Raw genomic sequence first — 19,244 nt, 5'->3', positions numbered from 1 at the left:
GCTTATTTTACGAGATCGTTGTATATCGCAATTCGATGGGTTCTGAGCTGATAAGGGATCTTCTCTTTACTGTCGCTTTTCTGAAACCCAATTACATTAGAGCTTTTTTCTGGCATATGGCAGTCGATGCAGTTTTGCTTGAGCACCGCCTGCGCCAAACCTTTTAACTTCGGATGGTTGTCTGCCTCATGACAGGTCATACACTTGTTTGAATATAGGGCAATGTTCTTTGGCTTATCATCATGAATATCATGGCACGAAATGCAATCCGCCTTCCCAACAATAAAGCAGGGACTGGCTTTGAGCAGTTGCATCTGGTTGCCGTGTACATCGGGTTCACCGCCATTAAAGGTGTTAAACTGGGGGATATGGTTCAGTGTATCTCCCGGCTCAAAGGCGAACTTTGATCCGTTGGCTTGAACTTCGGTACCTGAATGGCATAAACCACACATGTCTAACCTCCGACTTAAAGGCAGATCCTTATAGCTGATCATGTGCGATGGCCGCTTCTCTTCTGGATTATCAAGGTGGAATTCTACGTGTTCGGCAGCAGGGCCATGGCACCGCTCGCAATCAATACCTGAGATCATCGAGCCTTTTACGAATTGCTCTTCTGCGTTCAATCCATCCGGTTGTTGTGGCTTTTGTTCAATATAGGAGCTATGACACTCTAAACACCGGGCAATTATCGGCCGTCCAAAGTAGATCTGGTCATCAGGGAAACCAGGACTGTTTACCCACTGATGTGCTCTGCTCAGGTAGTTCAGTGGCATTTGCATCATCTGATCTCCATACCAGAAACCAAAGGTGAAAGCCCGGTTGCCAGATCCAAAAACAACTTCAGTACGCTCCGCTTTAACTTCACGACCATTTACGTAGGCAACCTGGTACAGGCTGCCATTCCTTTTCTCGATGCCCACTCTTGTGCCTGGATTAAAAATAAACTCACTTACCGGTAAAGCTAAACTGTCCAGATATTTACCATCTCTTACCGTTCCACTGTCAGCCAGCAGATCCCTGGAAGTCCTGAAATGGGCATTATGAGCAAAATTGCTACTGAGGTCCTGATGACATTTTACGCAAGCCGTACTCCCGGCGTAGGCCACTCCTCGTGGATCGCTGCTTTGTATTTGTGTGCATTGTACAATGACAATAAGTACAGTCGTTAAGACAAATAGCAGTAGGACGAAACGCCGTTGACGCATGAAATATCTGGTTTATTTGGATCGGTAAATGGTTGGTTAAATTACAAATATTTTAAACTAAACCAAGTCCTGCTGGAATGCCGCATCCCGCACTTCGGCTTCCGCAAACAAATTTGTTTTTGTGGGTGTTAACTTTTAACTATGGCAAAGACAAAGAACTACCTTCCTATAGAAGACTACGGGATTATCGGGAATATGAAAACCGTTGCAATTGTCTCCTTAGAGGGTGCAATAGACTTTATGTGTTTCCCCAGCTTCGATTCCCCAACGATATTCTCCAAGTTGTTGGATCATGACAATGGTGGTAGTTTTTCTGTTACCCCACAACTTAGATTCAGTAGAACAAAACAACTTTATATTCCAGGTACGGCAATATTACTAACCAGATTTTTCTCCGATGAAGGGATATCTGAAGTCACCGATTACATGCCAGTAGCCGGTAATAATGGAAACAGCTTCTGCGCCATTGTACGTAAAATAAAAACCATCAGGGGGAAAGTTACCTATAAAATCAGATGTGAACCTCGGTTCGATTATGCCCGTGCAGCACACGACATTCACCAAAAAGGTGCTAACGAGCTGAATTTTTGTGCTGTTAATGACGGCGACGCTATGGTTCGACTACTCGCAGACTTTCCATTGCAGCACAACGAAAGAGACGGCTTCGCGGAGGTCACGCTGAATCACGGTGAAGAAGCGCTCATTGTGCTGGAATCTGTAAAACGAACACAGTCAGATCTGTTACACGATCTGGAATTTTATCAACATAAATCTTATCAGGATACGGTTCATTATTGGAAAAAATGGATTAGCAAATCTACCTATTCCGGCCGGTACACAGATCTCGTCGTACGCTCAGCAATTACACTGAAGCTATTAACCTCCACTGAGCATGGCTCCATGGTCGCTGCACCTACATTCAGCATCCCGGAAAGCATGGAAGGAGACCGCAATTGGGACTACCGATTTACCTGGATTCGGGACGCTGCATTTACCATGTATGCCTTTCTTCGCCTGGGATTCACTGAAGAAGCTGCAAGTTTTCTCAAATGGATCCAGCTACGTTCAGCCGATCCGGTGCTGCACCTGATGTATGCCATAAATGGCGAAAAGGTCATGGAAGAAACTGAACTGGAGAACTTTGAAGGCTATATGGGGCGTGGAAAGGTGAGGATTGGCAATGCCGCACGTGACCAGTTTCAGATGGACATCTATGGCGAACTTATAGACACCATCTACATCTATAATAAGAATCATACAAAGATCAATTATGAACTTTGGCTTACCATACAGAAACACATCGACTGTGTCATCGATTACTGGGAGAAACCCGACCATGGTATTTGGGAGTTTAGAAATGGAGAAAAAGAATTTTTGCACAGCCGGCTGATGTGCTGGGTAGCTATGGATCGTGCTATAAAGATTGCCACAGATCGCTCCTTTCCTTATCCTGGCCCGGAATGGAAATCCATCCGCGACAAAATCTATAAAGACATCTATGATGGTTTTTGGAATGAAGAACTCGGTGCCTGGGTGCAATACAGAGGCGCTAAAGTTGTGGACGCTTCTGCCCTGCTTATGCCACTTACACACTTTATAACTGCTGACGAACCACGCTGGCTATCCACCATGCGCGTGATTGAAGAACAGCTTAGCACAGACGTGCTCGTTTATCGCTATCATAGTGAAGATGGCCTCGATGGAAAGGAAGGCACTTTCAATATGTGCTCTTTCTGGTTTATAGAGGCCCTAGCCAAGAACAAGGAAACCGACAAAGCACTGGAGTACTTTGAAAAAATGACTGGATATGCTAATCACCTGGGCCTTTTCAGTGAGCAGATTGGAAAACGCGGTGAACACCTCGGGAACTTCCCTCAAGCTTTTACTCACCTGGCCTTGATCAGTGCAGCCTTGGAACTGGATAAACAGCTTGACCGGATTTAAGTTGAACTATTCAAAAACTTAACTGTTATCGGAATATGAACGAAATGGACGAATTTGAGTTTGAAGCTTCAGAACAACCTGAAGAGGCTTTTCATATTGAGGTAGATCTTTATGAAACGGGTGATCATAGTAATGTACTGGTTGTACCATGTAATGACACCTATATCGTGGTATCGGGCGATGAGCATCTCTGTACGCTGCAGAAGACCTGTGATGAACCTGAATGTTGGGAACAAACAGACGGACTTGTAGAGGATGAGCTGGTAGAACGCTTGGGATCAGCGATTAGTGGTTATATCAGTCAGCTGTAGGACCCTCTGCCACTAATCGCTGGTATTTTGGTTTTGGTTGTTCGCTTAATGTAAGCGAACAACCTGGCCTGTTTTTACAGACTCGTCACTTGCAAATGCAACCATCAGACTATTGATCGCGTCTGCCGCTGGCTGACTAAGATCAAGATCTTCTATTATTGCCTTCAAGAAGTGACGCTGTTCCCTGTTGCAGAGTTCCTGATGGTCCGGTTCATCACTAAGATCAATCCAATCATCTGGTCTGGAGAACTCTTCATGCTCATCCAGATCTGCGTAATGAACTTTCAGCGATTCTGTTTTGGTATGTGCATCGATAACATCTGAGTGTCCAGCGGACGCTGCTTGCTTTGCCACGATGGATACTGCGCCTTTTGGTCCAAACACATCCTTTACAAAGAAAGCCGTTTCACTGATCATTGGCCCCCAGCCTGCCTCATACCAACCCACAGAACCATCCTCAAAGCGAATTTGCAGGTGTCCGTAGTTGTAGTTTCCAGCTGGGATTTCTTCTGTTAAACGTGCACCAATTGCCGTAACTTCCACTGGTTTCGAGTTCGTCATCTGACACATAACATCAATGTAGTGAACCCCGCAGTCAACGATAGGACTTAAGCTCTTCATCAGATTACGATGAACCGTCCATTTAGAACCCTTGCTTTGCTGGTTTAGGTTCATCCGCATAACTAAAGGTTTACCCATGTCCTGTGCAACCTCAATGAATTTTTGCCAGGATGGATGATAGCGTAAAATGTACCCTACCAAAAGTTTACGATTAAATTTAACTGCCGCCGCTGCCACACGCTTAGCACCTTCAAGGGAATCTGCCAGCGGTTTTTCAATGAACACGTGACAACCTTGTTCCATTGCCCGGATCGCAAAAGCTTCATGGGTATCCGGATAAGTTGAAATACAAACTGCATCGGGCTTTGTTGCAATTAGGGCTGTCTCAAAGTCGGAGAACAATTCATATCCCCCGCCCAACTTCTCGTTTAGTTTATTTTTGCTGGTGCCGGTTGACACCAGACCGCAGATTTCAAAGCCATCCAAAAGGTGGTATGCCATGGCATGTGATGCACCCATGTTTCCGCAGCCAACAACCAGTACCCTAAGGTTCTTATTTTCCTGTTCCATATTATGCTTTTATGCGCCGAGGCTCCAGCCCTGGCGGTATTCTCTTTTAACAAATTGATTTACTTCATCGAAGTTCGTTACCCGTAAATTTTCCTTATCCCACAGTAGTTTGATGTCACGACCGGGATAAGTAAACCGCTTTCCATCCGCTGTTGGCTTTTGAACGTCTGTTCCCCTGATGGCCAGGTTTGCGATCAATAAGGTTTCGGTAAGCGGACCAGCGATCTCAAATGGGGAACTTAACTGCTTTTTGCCATAACCGGCGATGCAAGCTTCCACCCAGGACCAATAATGTCCGTCTACGCTACCTGGAACACGTTCCACGCTTTGTTTTACCCGCACCTCATTCGTGCGTGATAAAGGAAGCAGTCGTGGATTTGCCCCGTATACGTCACAGATCATTTTGCCTTTGGTACCTTCGAAAAGCACGCCATTTGCTCCGAACGCCTCGTTCGGTGCAAGTTCCTCAGGTCTTTCGGGCTTGATACCCCCATCCATCCAGTGGATTTTCAGATCATCCTTAGTCTTTTTCGTTTTTTTGAAAGTCATGATTATATGGCTTGAAGGTGGACAGCTGTCTGGGAAATAGCCACGTTTAAATTCATCAACATAGATACTTCCAACGCTGCATTGTACTTCTATTGGCGTATCAAGCTCGAGAATGCGAAACGGGGGTTCTACAAGGTGTGCACCCATATCCCCGATTGCCCCGGTGCCAAAATCCCACCAGCCGCGCCAGTTAAATGGCACCAGCTTTTCTACATAGGGGCGGTAGGGCGCACTTCCTAACCAAAGATCCCAGTCCAATTCTGAGGGCACCTGCCCTGATGTTTGTGGCCACAAAATTCCCTGAGGCCAGGAAGGCCGGTCGGTCCAGCAGTAAACGTCCTTTACTTTACCGATGACGCCGCCATTTACCCAGTCTTGTAGTTGCCTCACGCCGTCACCTGAAGCACCCTGGTTGCCCATCTGGGTAACAACTTTATAACGCTGAGCCGCTTCTGTCAGTTTACGTGCTTCATAGATGTCGTGCGTCAAGGGCTTTTCTACATAAACATGTTTACCCAGCTGCATGGCAGCCATCGCAATCATCGCATGGTTATGGTCTGGCGTTGAAACCACCACAGCATCTATGTTTTTGCCCTCACGATCTAACATCTCCCTGTAGTCTTTATAATACCTTGCATTAGGAAAGTTTTTAACGGTTGCAGCTGCACGACGGTCATCAACATCACACAGGAATGAGATGTCGGCTTTTCCGCCTTTATAAATGTTGGCAATGTTGCTTTGACCCTTGCCTCCAACACCAACCCCAGCGACCTGAAGCCGGTCGCTAGGTGCGGTAAAGCCATTTCCGCCAAGTACATGCCTTGGCACAATCATAAAACCAGCGGCGGCAAGGCCCGCTGTTTTTATGAAATTTCTTCTTGAACTTAAAGCTGAATCTTCTTTCTTTTCAGTCATTTTAACGATTTCTATTTATCGGGAAATTATTTTTTACTTAGATCTTTGATTCTGATATTTCTGAATTTCACCGGCGAACCATGACCTAAAAAGCCAATGTGTCCGCTGTCACGCTTAAGGCCCGGATGTGGCTTACCATCAGCAGCACCATTCTTACGTGCCTCGGTAATATCAGCATCCAGGATCTTGGTGCCGTTTAGGATCACCTGGATCTTAGGTCCCTTTACGATAACCTCCTCATAGTTCCACTCACCAGTTGGCTTTAGGAAGCCACGTTTGGCAGCAGCCGTTCCATAAATGGATCCATGATATTGGTATACATGCAGGTCTTTATAAATTGGAGCATCATCATCAAGAATTTGCAACTCCATACCCTCATATGCGGCGTCGCCTTCAAGCGGTGCCCGGATGCCCAAACCATTGTTCGCTCCAGGAGTTAATTGGAATTCAAATCGGAAGATAAAGTCACTATACTGATCCTTGGTGAACAGGTTGCCACCAGAACCCTTACCTGGTTTCGGGCGAATGGCCATATCACCATCTTCAATCACGTAATCGGTTGTATTTCCAATCCATTCATACATATTTGTACCATCAAAAAGTACTTTGAAACCTTCTTTTTTCTCTCTAGCACTAAGTTCAAAAGGTTTAACCCTTGGTATTTCTCGAATGTAGACATTGCGATAAGCCACCGGTGAGCCATGAGCCTGCAATTCAATCTGCTCTTCAGCAAATATCGGAAGCGTCCTGTCCCAGTAGTTCTCCAGAATTACGTTATCAGTCACCAGCTCTCCATTCAGGTAAACCGTTACGCGGTCACCTTTCATCAGAATACGGAAGGTATTCCATTCATCAAGGGCGTTGTCGGCCACTTTCAATGGTTTGCTTGGATGAATCTTGTTGTTGTACAGGCCACCTGAGCCCACCTGTGCACCATCTTTCACACGTGCCGTATCCCAGATCTGCACCTGTGGGGTGCCGCGCAGGTAAATACCGGCATCGCCATTTTGCTTTTTATCGTCAATGATCTTCCAGTCTACCAGCATTTCAAAATCACCATACTTCTTTACCGTAGCCAGGTTATCGCCATGGATCTGGAAGCGCAGCTCACCATCTTCTACTTTCCAGCCTTTATGCATCAGCTCATCCGCTTTAACCTGGGCAGCGGCAAGGGTCTTAGCATCCATCTTGGCTCTTTTAATTGGGTTTTCAACCAAGCCCTTCCAGCCAGTGAGGTCTTTACCATTAAACAACGGTACAAAGCCTTCTCCCTTTGCCATTTCGTTCATGTATTTTACAATGGCTTGCTTTTGATATTCACTGTCTCCACCCTGAAGGGTATTCATGGTTTTATTAAGCAGATCTTTGATGATGCTGCCATGATAGATGCTATCGGCTAGAATGATGGACATTACCGTTGACGCCGCCCGTTGTTTCAGTTCCGGATCATCAAGAAATTTACCCGCTAATACCGCCGCATTGAAGGTTTTTGCCTGTTCCAGATCAGCAAGGATCGCCATGCGCTGCTGGTTTGTTTTTGCCACTGACATGGCATCATTTAACTTAAGATATTTTTGCTCTGGCGTAAAAGCTGCCTGACGTACCAGACGCAGATAACCGGTTAATGCCTGATCCAAGGCCTGCGTGCTTGCCGCCGTTCTGCTGATCTTCAGCAGTTCTGGTAGGGACTGCAAGTCTTTCCAAGAGCCTAAGGCTAGAATTGCCGCGTTTTTACTTGTTTCATCTCCTGATGCATAAGCGGCGGAAACCGCTTCAAGTGCCTTTGTTCCGCCGAGGGCAGCAAGGATACGGTAATAGGCAGGCTTATGCTCCGGAGCAGCTGATGCCAGCTCTTGCAGCACCACAGCAAGCTGTGCCTCGGTCTGCTGTGTACCCTTTAATGCGGAAATCACCGCATCCTGAAGGGCTACAGACTCCATTGACGTTGCAGGCTGCTGTTTTAGCAGGCTGAACAGTTTGGGAATATCCTTTTCTGAAGCTACATGTCTCAGTGCGGAAAAGGCCGCGCTGCGAACAGCAGGATCTTTTGCTTCCAGGTAAATATAAACTGCTTCAATATGTGCATTTGCTCCTCTAGCGGCGAGCACATTCAATAGTGCCACCTGAACCGCTGGTTTGGCTTTCGGAAGATACCCGGCCAATTGATTAGTAATGCCATCACCTTTCATGCGCAATAAAGCGTGTGATGATCCTGCTATCGAGGCACTGTCACCCTTACGCATTACATCGTACAAATCTGGTATCACCGAGGCACCACCAAGTTGCGAGGCACTTTGTATCGCTGCCTGCTTTACACTTGCATCTTTATTTTTCATGAGTTTAACCAGTGCAGGTAGCGCCGCCTTGGCATTTGCCTGACCTAACATAGTAGCAATAGCGGCTTTGGTCTGGTCATCAGCTTTACCCATTTTCTTGGTCCACAATACGCTGTTCGCTTCATTTACATCAGCGCTTGCAAATTTCAATGCAGCAGCCTTGTATTCCATTTGCTTATCCCCCATGGCATCAAGAAGCAGCTCCATGCCTTTTGCTTTATCCGCATGATACATGATGTTTAAGGCTGCAGTACGTACATGTAACTGGTTTTCAGCCTGTACCTGCTCATGTAGCTTTTTAGCAGTATTTAAAGCCAGGGCATTGTTCCCCTCTTTCTGCAGGTTTGCCGCATATTCAAGCAAAGCAGCAGTTGATCCGCCTTGGTCATATTGAAAGTTTGCGTTTTTTGCTGCTGAAAAAAGTAAATCTGCAGAGGAAGGGTCAGCAAGATCGGCCAATGCAGCGAGCGTCACCTTCTGTAGTTTCACATCGTTAGTTTGAACCAATTGATTCAAGGCTGGTGCCGCTTCTTTGTTGCCAATCAGGCCAAGAGCTTCAATCAAGGATAGTTTAGCTGCCCCCTGAGCTGTAGGCAGTGCGGCAAGCAAGGCCGCTTTTGCCTTCGGGGTGTTAATCTTCACCAATGCTCTTGAAGCTGGATCTGCAAGCATTTCATCATTTAAATATTGCTGAAGCGTAGTGACTGCATCATCTTTGCCTATGAGTTCAAGCTGGCTGATCAGGAATGATTTAACCTGCTGATCACCTGCCTTACCTAAGGCCGTAATGTAAGCCTGTACGGCTTGGCCCCGTTGGGCTTCTTTGCCCCTTTGTGTCACAAAGGCAGAGTAACCACCAATGGCATATTCGAGGGTCGCATTATTGCCCTGCCCCGCACTGGAAAGTCCAGAGATAAGGGTCAGAAAACCCTCTTGTCCAAGCTGCTCAATCTCGAGCATATTGCCCTGGAGTTGCTTCGCATCCCGGGCGGGCAGCTGTGCCAGTAGATCGGCCACCTTAGTGGTAACCGTACGCTGGTCTGAACTCGCCTGTCCATGTACAGAAATTTGGAAGGAGGCCAATGCCAGCATTAAAAATATTGATCTTTTAAACATGATTCTTTTGTAAAGTATTTTAATGGATTGTCTGAATGGAAAACAGGCTTATATAATGTATGGTGCACGCATCACTGGATTGATCATCCGGTTTGCTGCATCATCATCCACAAACACTTGTTTTTCGGGATCAAACTTCAATGATCTCCCCAGCCGCAGTGCCGCAAGTCCTATATTGATCAGGGTGCATGAACGATGCCCATTCTGCTCGTTTAAGGCAAACTGCTTCCTGCTTCTTACCGCCTGAGAAAAGTCGGTCACTTGCTCTGGTGGTTCCGGAAATGCCGCAAGTTTGCGCTCCAGATTTGGAATATCCGATTTGAATCCAGGGTATAATTTTCCTTTAGGTCCTTCGATGTATGGCACGTTTGCATCTTTACCTTCCCCATCCAGTATAATCTGGCAGCCATCAGCATAGGTGTATGTAATTCTGTTCCAGATGCCCACAGCATCCGTATGCTGTTGCGGCGCATCAATTTCCACCGAGACCGGGCTGGTATCATCTTTACCTAAAAAGTACTGGATTGGATCAAGGTAATGTTGTCCCATATCACTCAACCCGCCACCATCATAGTCCCAATAGCCGCGGAATGTCTGGTGTACGCGATGTGCATTATACGGTTTATAGGGTGCTGGCCCAAGCCATGCCTCATAGTCCAGTTCCGCCGGAACTGGTTCAGGTGCCAGATTATCTTTACCTATCCAATAAAACTTCCAGTCGAAACCGGTGTGTTTGCTCACCGTGACTTTCAGCGGCCAGCCTAATAGCCCACTATCGACCAGCTTTTTGATCGGCCGAACCGGGGTGCCCATTCCATAGAAATTGTCTTTAAACCTGAACCAGGTGTTCAGCCGGAATATCCTACCATGTTGCTGTACAGCTTCCATAACCCGCTTTCCCTCACCAATGGTGTGGGTCATCGGCTTTTCGCACCAGATGTCTTTTCCGGCATTCGCAGCATCTACAGCCATGATCCCATGCCAGTGCGGCGGGGTGGCAATGTGTACGATGTCAACCTCCGGCAATTTGATCATCTCCCGGTAGTCGCTAAAGGTTTTAACGCCCTTATCTAACATGGTCAGGGACTTTGCAATATGTCGCTTGTCCACATCACAAATGGCTACCACTTGCGTGCCGTCGTATGGGAAATGGTTTCTGCCCATGCTGCCCACGCCTATTACAGCTTTAGTAAGTTTATCGCTAGGTGCAATAAACCCCTGCCCGCCCAGTACATGCCTCGGCACAATGCTGAAAACGGCAAGTCCTATCGCCGACTTCCGAATAAAGTCTCTTCTGGAGTTTTGTTGGTTTTCGTTCATTAGTATTATATAATTTGATTAGGAATGAACATTTTCTCGTTCATTTCGAAGTTAATGGAAAATCCATTTGCTAGTTTGAATTTTTAGTTCAATTTCGAGTTGAGACATGTAGAAAATCTGTGACGGAATTTAAAATCATAGGCAAATACCATCTAACAAAATGAAATTCAAACCCTAACAAGCCTGGATTGTTAATGATTGAGAACCTGAAATCAAATGAATATGGCCATGGTAAATCCAATAGAAGATTATGAGCAGCAAAAGATCAACAGCACTGCGAAGCAGACAGTAATCATCAACGAAAACGAAACCGGAGAAACAGATGAACATGATCCAGACTTTCATGATACCGCTGGCCCGGAAGATCCGGACTCAGCACCTGATAGTAGTGGCGATGCAACACCCTTGGATGTCGAAGGCGCAAAGCAAACGAAGACTGAAGACCCCGAGGATCCTGGACTTAATCATACTGCGGAGGATGATCTTAGCCTTAATAAGCCAGACAACGACTTATTCTAAGGCCGGCATCTGAAGTTTATACCAAGTTGAAAGCTACTGCAAATTTGATCAGGCCGGCCAGCGAGTTGACTTCAAGCTTGTGAATGATGTTTTTGCGGTGCGTATTGATCGTGTGTATGGATCGAAATAGTAATGTGGCAATTTCATAGCTGCTCTTTCCCTCCACGATCAAAACAATGATTTCTTTTTCTCTGGTGCTTAGTGTATTGTACTTGTGGAAGTTTCTTCGAATATAATCGTCATGCGTTATCATTGTGCCAATTCGAAAACCAGCCAGGTTTAGCGTGTTCACTGGAACAGCAATATGAACGAGATTTGTCGTTGATGGATGCTCTGGAGCAGCAATGAGACGTGAGCTTGTGAAATACCAACCATATGCAGAATCCACATCGGGACGTACGCGCTGCAAAAAAGAATGAACCTTGCCAGGGTCATTAAGCGCAACAAATTCAGTAAGTGCAGCCTTATGCGCCAGTAGCTCTTCGGGTGGGAAAAATTTTCTGAAGTATTCTGCGCCAAGTGACGTGAGCTCTTCGCTACTTTGGTGCAGGATGTCACAGCCAAACTTATTCATGTACAGATTTGTCATTGCATCTAAATCCTGAATCATGACACTGCCAGGAATATAGTCGCAAAGATCTGTAAGCGTTAAGGATTGTTTGCCAACCTGATTGCCTAAACAAAAGATATCTGATTGGAAATCTAAAAGCTGTTGTTGGAGGGCGCCTGTTAGAGACATTTTAGCGGAATTAGAATATGTAACGTCTGTTTGCTAATCATCCTAACCCCGTATTAAAAATACTAAATAAACTTTCAGATTTCATCCACACACATCCGGAATATTCAAAGATTTTTTTGAGCTTTCTGATGATTTCATACTCCAGTAGGTTGAATGTAACGATCATAATATGAACCTTATACCTTCGGGCTTGTTGAATAACTGAAAGCTCAATATATATGGCCAGATTTCTTGTAATAACCTTTTTATTGAGCGCGGTTTCGCTGCTCAAAACCTACGCACAGACTAACACAGGGATAAGCGGAAAAATAGTGGATTCCCTTAGCAGAAAACCGTTGAACTACGCTAGCGTGGCATTGCTGAACCAGGCTGATCGTAAACCCGTTGATGGGAGCCAAACCGATGAAAAGGGGATTTTCAACTTTAAAACAGTTCCAGCTGGCACCTATATTCTTCGCGTAGGCTTTGTGGGCTATCAGACCTACGAACGTGGAGGAATCAAAGTTGATCCAAATGTACCCCTCAATTTAAATGAGATTAAGTTACGCATATCAGGTGCGAACGTCTTGAAAGAAGTTGTGGTGGAGGGCAGCGTGCCCGATATGCAGATCGGCATTGATCGAAAAGTGTTTAATGTTGATCAGAGCCTGGTTTCACAGAGTGGATCCGTTACTGATCTGCTTAGTGACATTCCATCTATCTCTGTTGATGCCGACGGAGCAGTAAGCTTGCGCGGATCCAGCAGTGTCCGCATACTCATCGATGGTAAGCCTTCAGCGATGGCCGGCAGTGACATCACCCAGGTGCTACAGTCCCTCCCGTCCAATTCCGTGCAGCGTGTTGAGGTCATCACCAACCCCTCTTCGAAATACGATGCAGAAGGGCAGTCTGGTATAATTAATATCGTACTGAAGAAAAACCAACGCACCGGGCTTAATGGGGCGGTTACGGCCTCCGGAGGATCCTATCGAAATTACAACGGAGGAATTGCCCTGAATTATCGCGACAGCAGCTTCAATTATTATGGCAACTATGATTTTAGGAAGTTCAGGAGACTTAGCGAAGGCCGCAGCGACACCAGGTACTTTGAAAATAACGGACTGATAAATAACGAAAATGAAGGTGACCGTTCAGGTGCCGGCCATACCGCTAAACTCGGTGTGGACTATTTTATAAACCAGACGACGACAATCGGTGTGTCTGGAAACATAAGTGTACGGGACAACCAGCGGAATGAAAACATCTTTTATCGTTATGAGAACCTTCCTGATCTCGATGGCACAAGTACGCGGTATGCAAGGCAAACTGAAGATGATTTTGGATACGACTTAAATTTAGATTTTAAAAAAGAGTTTAAACGGGAGGGCGAGGTATTGACCATCAATGGCGCGTACGGCAAGAATAAAGAAGACGGCGTGAATACCTTTAATCAAACCTTCAGTAATCCACTAAGTCCAGCGGATCGTCAGATCAACGACACCTACGAACGTGGCGATAACATTAATGTTCAGCTTGATTATATCCGACCGATCAATGAAAACAGCAAACTCGAAGCAGGATATCGTACCACCATTGAAAAAGATGATGAATCTCAAATTTCAAGGCGATTCGATCCAATAAGTGGGAATTTCCAACCAGACTATAACGTTAGCAATAAGTTCGACCTGGAAGAAATTGTACATGCCGCTTACTTCAATTACCAGAACAGGATCAACGAAAATCTAGGCTATCAGGTCGGATTACGTGCAGAACAGGCCTACCTCAATACGATCACGGAGAACGTAGATCCAGCCACGCCGGAGAATGAGCGTTTTACGCCGGGTAGGCTGGATTACTTCCGGCTGTATCCAAGTATATTTCTGACGCAGTCATTTTCACAGGATCAGCAACTACAGCTCAGTTATACCAGGCGTGTAAACCGCCCTAATGGCTGGCAGGTAAATCCCTTTATCAATATTTCAGATCCCTTGAACATCCGCCAGGGAAATCCGAATCTAAAACCAGAGGACATCCATTCCTTTGAACTTGGTTATACACGCGAAATCGGCACCACCACCCTCACTTCTTCGATCTACTACCGCAGGGTGAACGACGTTATCCAAAGTATCACCCAACGCATCGAAGGCACAAATGCAGCAACGATATCAGAATGGCGTAACATCAGTAAAAATGAATCGACAGGCTTTGAATTAATATCAAAAAGTAGCATCGGCAAAGCAGTTGATCTTACCGGCAACCTGAACGTCTTTTACAACAAATTCAAAGGTGCTCCAGAATTTAACCTGCCGGCCCGTGAAGGTATAAACTGGGATGCAAACCTTTCTACAAACATCCGCCTTTCAAAGGATCTTTCAGCCCAGATCAGAGCGGATTATTCCGCACCAAGGGTATTGGCACAAGGACGCTCAATCGGCAACTTTGCCACCGACGCAGCACTGCGCTGGAGTATATTGAATAACAAAGGTAGCCTTCTGCTAAATGTACGTGACGTGTTCAATCAACGGCGGTTCGGCGGCTACACGCAAACAGAACAGTTTATCCGTAACTTCCGTGACCGGAGGTCCTTGCGTATGGCAATGTTAACCTTCAGCTATCGCTTTGGTGGCCAGGATCGTGAAAAGGAACAAAAAGAAGACTGGGATGATCGTGAAGAGAACAACCAGGAACCATAATCCTCTTAATCGTTCATGGTAACGCCCTCATGTTCATAGATCTTAAGGTCAAAATAGGTCGCTGCAGCCAAAAGATGGTCAAATATATCCGCCATAATATGCTCGTATTCTACCCATTTGGTCGTACCCGTAAATACATAAAGTTCTATGGGCAATCCTGTTGGGGTTGGGGCTAACTGCCGTACCATCATCGTCATTTTTTTGTTCGTACCAGAATGATGAGCCAGATAACTATCAATATACTTACGGAAAAGACCCGCATTCGTTAGATTGCGTCCATTTACCAAAAGGCTTTTATCAACGCCATTCCGGGCATTACTCTTGTCAATATCTTTCTGCCGATGATCAATGTAGCTGGTTAACGACTGTATCTTACGAAATTCCTCCAGCTCCTCTGGTTTAATGAAGCGTATGCTGGTTTGACGGATATAGATGGCCCTTTTGATCCTTCTCCCCCCGGATTCACGCATCCCCCGCCAGTTGTGAAAGGAGTCTGAGATCAGCGCATAGGTGGGAATCGTAGTGATCGTCTTATCAAAGTTCTGAATCTTTACCGTAGTAAGATTAATCTGAATAACATCACCGTCAGCTCCGTATTTAGACATGGTAATCCAATCCCCTATTCTAACCATGTCATTGGCACTTACCTGTATGCTTGCTACAAAGCCCATGATGGTATCTTTAAACATCAACAGCAACACTGCTGATAAGGCACCCATTGCAGTAAAAAACGCCACAGGTGATTTTCCCGTCAATGTAGAAAATATAATTACCGCACCCAGGATCATCAGGATAATACGGATAATCTGTAGATAGCTATCAATCGGCTTCTCTTTAAAAGCTTGTTTTTTACGGAGCGTATCAGCGCCGGATTTAATGACGGACATGATCATCCAAATCATCACTAGAACAAGATAAACATCAGACAGGGCACCGAATAAGCGGCTGAACTTCGGAAAATCGATGAAAACAACTGGCAGCGCGACGTTGATGATTACGATTGGGATGATCAGGGCAAGATAATAGGCAAAGCGATTTTCAAGAAGGAAGTGAAAAAATTCCAACCTTGAGGTTTTAACGATTCTAATTAGTGCGATACGAAGCAGACGCCGGATCAATTGGTGAACCACATAGACCAGGATGATTGTGATTACCGCTAATAGAAATGCATTCAGGAATTTAACGATAGAATGGTGAATACCAGAATGCATCAATAGATCGTATGTCCAGCGTCCTATAAAATTTAAGTCATTGTCTTTATTCATGTATTGCGTGCTATGGCTGCAGGATACTAATAATAAACTAAAAAACCAACCTGATCAGGATCAGGCTGGTTTTTAGAATAGGTTTTCATCGCTTCGTTATACTTTCGGCAACGTATAGCCATTATGATATTCAGACATCAAATATTTCTCATTGATGGCTTTATTTGTGAATAATTTGCTGTTCTCATCCCAGGTGAGCTTCTCCCCGCTTCTAAATGCAATATTACCCATCTGGGCGACAGTAGCAACGTGTGCACCTGCCTGGATGGAACATGCCAACTCTTCTTTTTTTCGGGAGCGTAAGCAGCTGAAGAAGTTGACCATATGGTTATTCAATCCATTATCTGAGGCTTTTACAAATGGCATGGAAACCTTTTGTTCACTTTGTTTTTCTTCGATAATTTCCCAGCCACCACGGTTCAGAATCAGTGTTCCGTTATTACCAACATAAGCAATACCATGATCTCGGTTGTAAGATCCGTTGTCGATGCCCATGGCAGAATCCCACACTAAATTGAATTTATCGAACTCATACAGTGTGGTTAAGGTATCTGGCGTTTCTTCATAAAGGTCAGGATAAGCAAAGCGTCCACCAAGTGCCGATATCGTCTTTGGTACTGGCGACCCCATTCCGAGCAAGCCATAATCCAAGAGGTGAACCCCCCAATCGGTCATCAAACCGCCCGCATAATCCCAAAACCAACGAAAGTTAAAGTGATACCGGCTGGCATTAAAGGGGCGCTTTTTTGCAGGACCAAGCCAAAGGTCGTAGTCAGCACCTTTTGGAGGCGCGGAGTCTGGAACCACGGGTCCAGGTTTCATCCAGCCTTGGTAACACCAAACCTTTACGGTCCGGATATTTCCAAGCTTCCCGCTTTGCACAAAGTCTACCGCATCCTTGAAGTGCTGCTGACTGCGTTGCCATTGACCTGCCTGTACTACTTTGTTGTATCTCTCCTGCGCAGCGACCATAGTTCTGCATTCCAGAATGGAGTTTCCGACAGGTTTCTCTACATAAACATCTTTTCCAGCCTGCACCGCATGAATCATCATCAATGCATGCCAATGATCAGGACTGCCAATGATAACAGCATCTATATCTTTTCGATCGAGCAAGCTGCGATAATCTTTGTAGGTTTTAACCTTGGCGGGATTTACTTTAAGGTCTTTTAGTTCAGCCATGCGCTTATCCAGCACATTTTGATCGGAGTCGCAAAGGGCAACAAGGGTCACGCCTGGCACCAACAGGGCGGCTTTCAGGTTTGCCCAGCCCATTCCATTGATGCCGATCACGCCGATATTGATCTGATCATTTGCGCCGATGGTCTTTTCATACAAAGCATAGGCAGGATTGTCGAGCGTTGAAAGCAAAATGGTACTGCCAAGCGCAGCACTACCTGTACGTAGGAAATTTCTTCTGTTTAGCATTTGGTTTTATTATAGGTTCATACAGCTTGTAAAATACGAAATCCCTTTAATACCGCAAACAGAATGAATCATTGTCGATCCAGCTACGAATTCGAGTTCGCTCCTGGCCGCCCTTTCGCCGCCTCTTCATCGCCTATTGTTCGCCTATGCTTCGGCTCCAACCGAAGAAAAGGCGTTCAAGAAGCGGATAAAAGCCCTTGAACGCCTGATTGAGGTCGCGGAAAGTCTAAACTAGTGCCTTGATGCCATAGCTTGTTCGATATCTATATTCAAGCCCTTGGCAATTGCCATACCCAATTGAATATCCGCACGGAAGAAGTGGCAAAGCTGAAGATTAATGATCTGCATACGTTTTGGTCCGCTGATGCCCATCATGGAACCTACTATGTTATTTACCAGGTTCTTTTTGTCCTCAGGACTTAATACTTTTCTATAAAGATCGCCAGGTTGCGTATAGTGATCATTGTCACCTTCACCAGCATTGCGGTCGTACCAGTCGGCCACGTTAGAATCAAGTTCCCATGCTGGCTCTTTATAGCTTGGATCCGGCATAACATCACCGAAACTATTCGGGAAGTAGTTTGGATCATCACCGCCGTTTTCGTCAATTCGCATCTGCCCATCGCGGTGGAAATTGTTCACCATGAAAGGACAACGATTTACCGGAATTTGTTCGTAGTTGATTCCCAGGCGGTAGCGCTGTGCATCTGCATAGGAAAGGATTCTACCTTGCAGCATTCTGTCCGGCGAGAAACCAATTCCGTCAACCAGGTTAGAAGGTGCAAAGGCTGCTTGCTCCACATGTGCGAAGTAATTGTTTGGTAGCTGGTTTAATTCGATCTCCCCCACTTCGATAAGCGGAAACTCAGCGTGTGGCCAGATCTTGGTAAGATCAAAAGGATTCCAGCGGAAGGTCTTCGCCTCGGCTTCAGTCATCACCTGTATTTTCAAGGTCCACTTTGGAAATTCCTTGTTATCGATTGCGTCGACGAGATCTCTTTGTGCATGGTCCATATCTACGGCATGCATCTGATTGGCTTGTGAAGCATCCAGATTTTTAATGCCTTGCTGTGTCTTGAAATGGAACTTCACCCATACCCTTTCATTATCCGCATTGATCATCGAATAAGTATGGCTACCAAAACCATCCATGTGTCTGTAGGTCAATGGCGTACCCCGGTCAGTCATCAGGATCATCACCTGGTGCAGGCTTTCCGGATTTAGAGACCAGAAATCCCACATCATGGTAGGGCTTTTCAGATTAGTTCTTGGATCGCGTTTTTGAGTATGGATAAAATCACTGAATTTCTTTGGATCCTTTACAAAGAAAACTGGAGTATTGTTACCTACAAGGTCCCAGTTTCCATCCTCTGTGTAGAATTTAATGGCAAATCCACGTGGATCACGTTCTGCATCAGAACTTCCTTTTTCACCACCTACCGTGGAGAAGCGAAGGAAAATGCGGCAGGTGTTTCCGATTTTAGAGAAGATCTTCGCTCGTGTGTATTTGGTGATATCGTGGGTGATCTTCAAGGTGCCGTAAGCACCGGAACCTTTTGCATGTACCACGCGTTCTGGAATTCGCTCTCTGTTGAAGTGGGCCATTTTCTCATGCAGAATAAAATCCTGAAGAAGCAAAGGCCCGCGGCTACCTACGGATTGCGTATTCTCATGTTCAACATAAGGTCTGCCGGATGCGGTAGTGAGTTTTCTGTGTGTTATATTTTCATTTTCCATACTTATAAATTTTTTCTAAAAGTATAGAGAACACCCGAGCAAAGAAAAGCATTAATA

13 protein-coding genes are annotated in these 19,244 nt (G+C 45.5%); 4 read left to right on the top strand and 9 right to left on the bottom strand.

The annotated features are described in order from the left end of the window. Positions 1-2 precede the first annotated feature (2 nt). A complete protein-coding gene (locus tag ACTHQF_RS07370; RefSeq protein WP_440429389.1) occupies positions 3-1,205 on the bottom strand; it encodes a multiheme c-type cytochrome in 1,203 nt (400 codons plus the stop codon). 141 nt (positions 1,206-1,346) lie between these two features. On the opposite strand from ACTHQF_RS07370, the gene ACTHQF_RS07365 reads away from it, so the two are divergent. Together ACTHQF_RS07365 and ACTHQF_RS07360 are read left to right on the top strand one after the other, a co-directional pair. Continuing rightward, positions 1,347-3,149, top strand: coding sequence for a glycoside hydrolase family 15 protein (locus ACTHQF_RS07365; protein ID WP_440429388.1), 1,803 nt, complete (start codon positions 1,347-1,349; stop codon positions 3,147-3,149). Positions 3,150-3,184: 35 nt separating this feature from the next. Next, positions 3,185-3,460, top strand: a complete 276-nt coding sequence (locus tag ACTHQF_RS07360; protein ID WP_440429387.1) for a hypothetical protein — start codon at positions 3,185-3,187, stop codon at positions 3,458-3,460. Positions 3,461-3,505: 45 nt separating this feature from the next. On the opposite strand, the gene ACTHQF_RS07355 is transcribed toward ACTHQF_RS07360, so the two are convergent. From ACTHQF_RS07355 to ACTHQF_RS07340, 4 genes are read right to left on the bottom strand one after another with little or no spacing between them, the layout of a single operon-like run. Further along, entirely contained in the window at positions 3,506-4,591 is a 1,086-nt protein-coding gene (locus tag ACTHQF_RS07355) for a Gfo/Idh/MocA family protein (protein WP_440429386.1), read from the bottom strand. 9 nt (positions 4,592-4,600) lie between these two features. Beyond that, entirely contained in the window at positions 4,601-6,055 is a 1,455-nt protein-coding gene (locus ACTHQF_RS07350) for a Gfo/Idh/MocA family protein (protein WP_440429385.1), read from the bottom strand. Positions 6,056-6,081: 26 nt separating this feature from the next. Further along, positions 6,082-9,507 (bottom strand): DUF1080 domain-containing protein, encoded by a 3,426-nt coding sequence (locus tag ACTHQF_RS07345; RefSeq protein WP_440429384.1) that lies wholly within the window; start codon positions 9,505-9,507, stop codon positions 6,082-6,084. A 48-nt stretch (positions 9,508-9,555) separates the two neighbouring features. Continuing rightward, positions 9,556-10,827, bottom strand: a complete 1,272-nt coding sequence (locus ACTHQF_RS07340; RefSeq protein ID WP_440429383.1) for a Gfo/Idh/MocA family oxidoreductase — start codon at positions 10,825-10,827, stop codon at positions 9,556-9,558. A 228-nt stretch (positions 10,828-11,055) separates the two neighbouring features. Between ACTHQF_RS07340 and ACTHQF_RS07335 the strand changes: the two genes are divergently transcribed. Continuing rightward, positions 11,056-11,346, top strand: a complete 291-nt coding sequence (locus ACTHQF_RS07335) for a hypothetical protein (protein WP_440429382.1) — start codon at positions 11,056-11,058, stop codon at positions 11,344-11,346. A gap of 16 nt (positions 11,347-11,362) precedes the next feature. Here the strand turns inward: ACTHQF_RS07335 and ACTHQF_RS07330 are convergent, their stop codons facing one another. Next, positions 11,363-12,085: a response regulator transcription factor gene (locus tag ACTHQF_RS07330; protein WP_440429381.1), complete on the bottom strand. Its 723-nt coding sequence runs from the start codon at positions 12,083-12,085 to the stop codon at positions 11,363-11,365. Between the two features lie 218 nt (positions 12,086-12,303). Between ACTHQF_RS07330 and ACTHQF_RS07325 the strand changes: the two genes are divergently transcribed. Beyond that, complete coding sequence (locus ACTHQF_RS07325) at positions 12,304-14,757, top strand: TonB-dependent receptor domain-containing protein (RefSeq protein WP_440429380.1); 2,454 nt, start codon at positions 12,304-12,306, stop codon at positions 14,755-14,757. Positions 14,758-14,762: 5 nt separating this feature from the next. Here ACTHQF_RS07325 and ACTHQF_RS07320 read toward each other — a convergent pair whose 3' ends face one another. From ACTHQF_RS07320 to ACTHQF_RS07310, 3 genes are all read right to left on the bottom strand, one after another. Beyond that, a complete protein-coding gene (locus ACTHQF_RS07320; protein ID WP_440429379.1) occupies positions 14,763-16,022 on the bottom strand; it encodes a mechanosensitive ion channel family protein in 1,260 nt (419 codons plus the stop codon). A 96-nt stretch (positions 16,023-16,118) separates the two neighbouring features. Next, positions 16,119-17,450, bottom strand: a complete 1,332-nt coding sequence (locus tag ACTHQF_RS07315) for a Gfo/Idh/MocA family protein (protein ID WP_440429378.1) — start codon at positions 17,448-17,450, stop codon at positions 16,119-16,121. Positions 17,451-17,681: 231 nt separating this feature from the next. Continuing rightward, on the bottom strand, positions 17,682-19,187 hold the full coding sequence (locus ACTHQF_RS07310) for a catalase (RefSeq protein WP_440429377.1): 1,506 nt from the start codon (positions 19,185-19,187) through the stop codon (positions 17,682-17,684). Positions 19,188-19,244 lie beyond the last annotated feature (57 nt).

The organism is Pedobacter sp. SAFR-022, from assembly GCF_051965375.1.
In the GTDB taxonomy this organism is placed as follows: Bacteria; Bacteroidota; Bacteroidia; order Sphingobacteriales; family Sphingobacteriaceae; genus Pedobacter.
The sequence above is the reverse complement of the archived record's forward strand: the minus strand, read 5'-3'. Positions and strand labels throughout refer to the sequence as shown.

Excerpts from the sequence above, each read along its gene's own strand:
- ACTHQF_RS07330 (WP_440429381.1), bottom strand. The coding sequence starts at position 12,085 with ATGTCTCTAACAGGCGCCCTCCAACAACAGCTTTTAGATTTCCAATCA.
- ACTHQF_RS07310 (WP_440429377.1), bottom strand. The coding sequence starts at position 19,187 with ATGGAAAATGAAAATATAACACACAGAAAACTCACTACCGCATCCGGC.
- ACTHQF_RS07360 (WP_440429387.1), top strand. The coding sequence starts at position 3,185 with ATGAACGAAATGGACGAATTTGAGTTTGAAGCTTCAGAACAACCTGAA.
- ACTHQF_RS07355 (WP_440429386.1), bottom strand. The coding sequence starts at position 4,591 with ATGGAACAGGAAAATAAGAACCTTAGGGTACTGGTTGTTGGCTGCGGA.
- ACTHQF_RS07315 (WP_440429378.1), bottom strand. The coding sequence starts at position 17,450 with ATGCTAAACAGAAGAAATTTCCTACGTACAGGTAGTGCTGCGCTTGGC.
- ACTHQF_RS07340 (WP_440429383.1), bottom strand. The coding sequence starts at position 10,827 with ATGAACGAAAACCAACAAAACTCCAGAAGAGACTTTATTCGGAAGTCG.
- ACTHQF_RS07325 (WP_440429380.1), top strand. The coding sequence starts at position 12,304 with ATGGCCAGATTTCTTGTAATAACCTTTTTATTGAGCGCGGTTTCGCTG.
- ACTHQF_RS07320 (WP_440429379.1), bottom strand. The coding sequence starts at position 16,022 with ATGAATAAAGACAATGACTTAAATTTTATAGGACGCTGGACATACGAT.
- ACTHQF_RS07365 (WP_440429388.1), top strand. The coding sequence starts at position 1,347 with ATGGCAAAGACAAAGAACTACCTTCCTATAGAAGACTACGGGATTATC.
- ACTHQF_RS07335 (WP_440429382.1), top strand. The coding sequence starts at position 11,056 with ATGGTAAATCCAATAGAAGATTATGAGCAGCAAAAGATCAACAGCACT.
- ACTHQF_RS07370 (WP_440429389.1), bottom strand. The coding sequence starts at position 1,205 with ATGCGTCAACGGCGTTTCGTCCTACTGCTATTTGTCTTAACGACTGTA.
- ACTHQF_RS07350 (WP_440429385.1), bottom strand. The coding sequence starts at position 6,055 with ATGACTGAAAAGAAAGAAGATTCAGCTTTAAGTTCAAGAAGAAATTTC.
- ACTHQF_RS07345 (WP_440429384.1), bottom strand. The coding sequence starts at position 9,507 with ATGTTTAAAAGATCAATATTTTTAATGCTGGCATTGGCCTCCTTCCAA.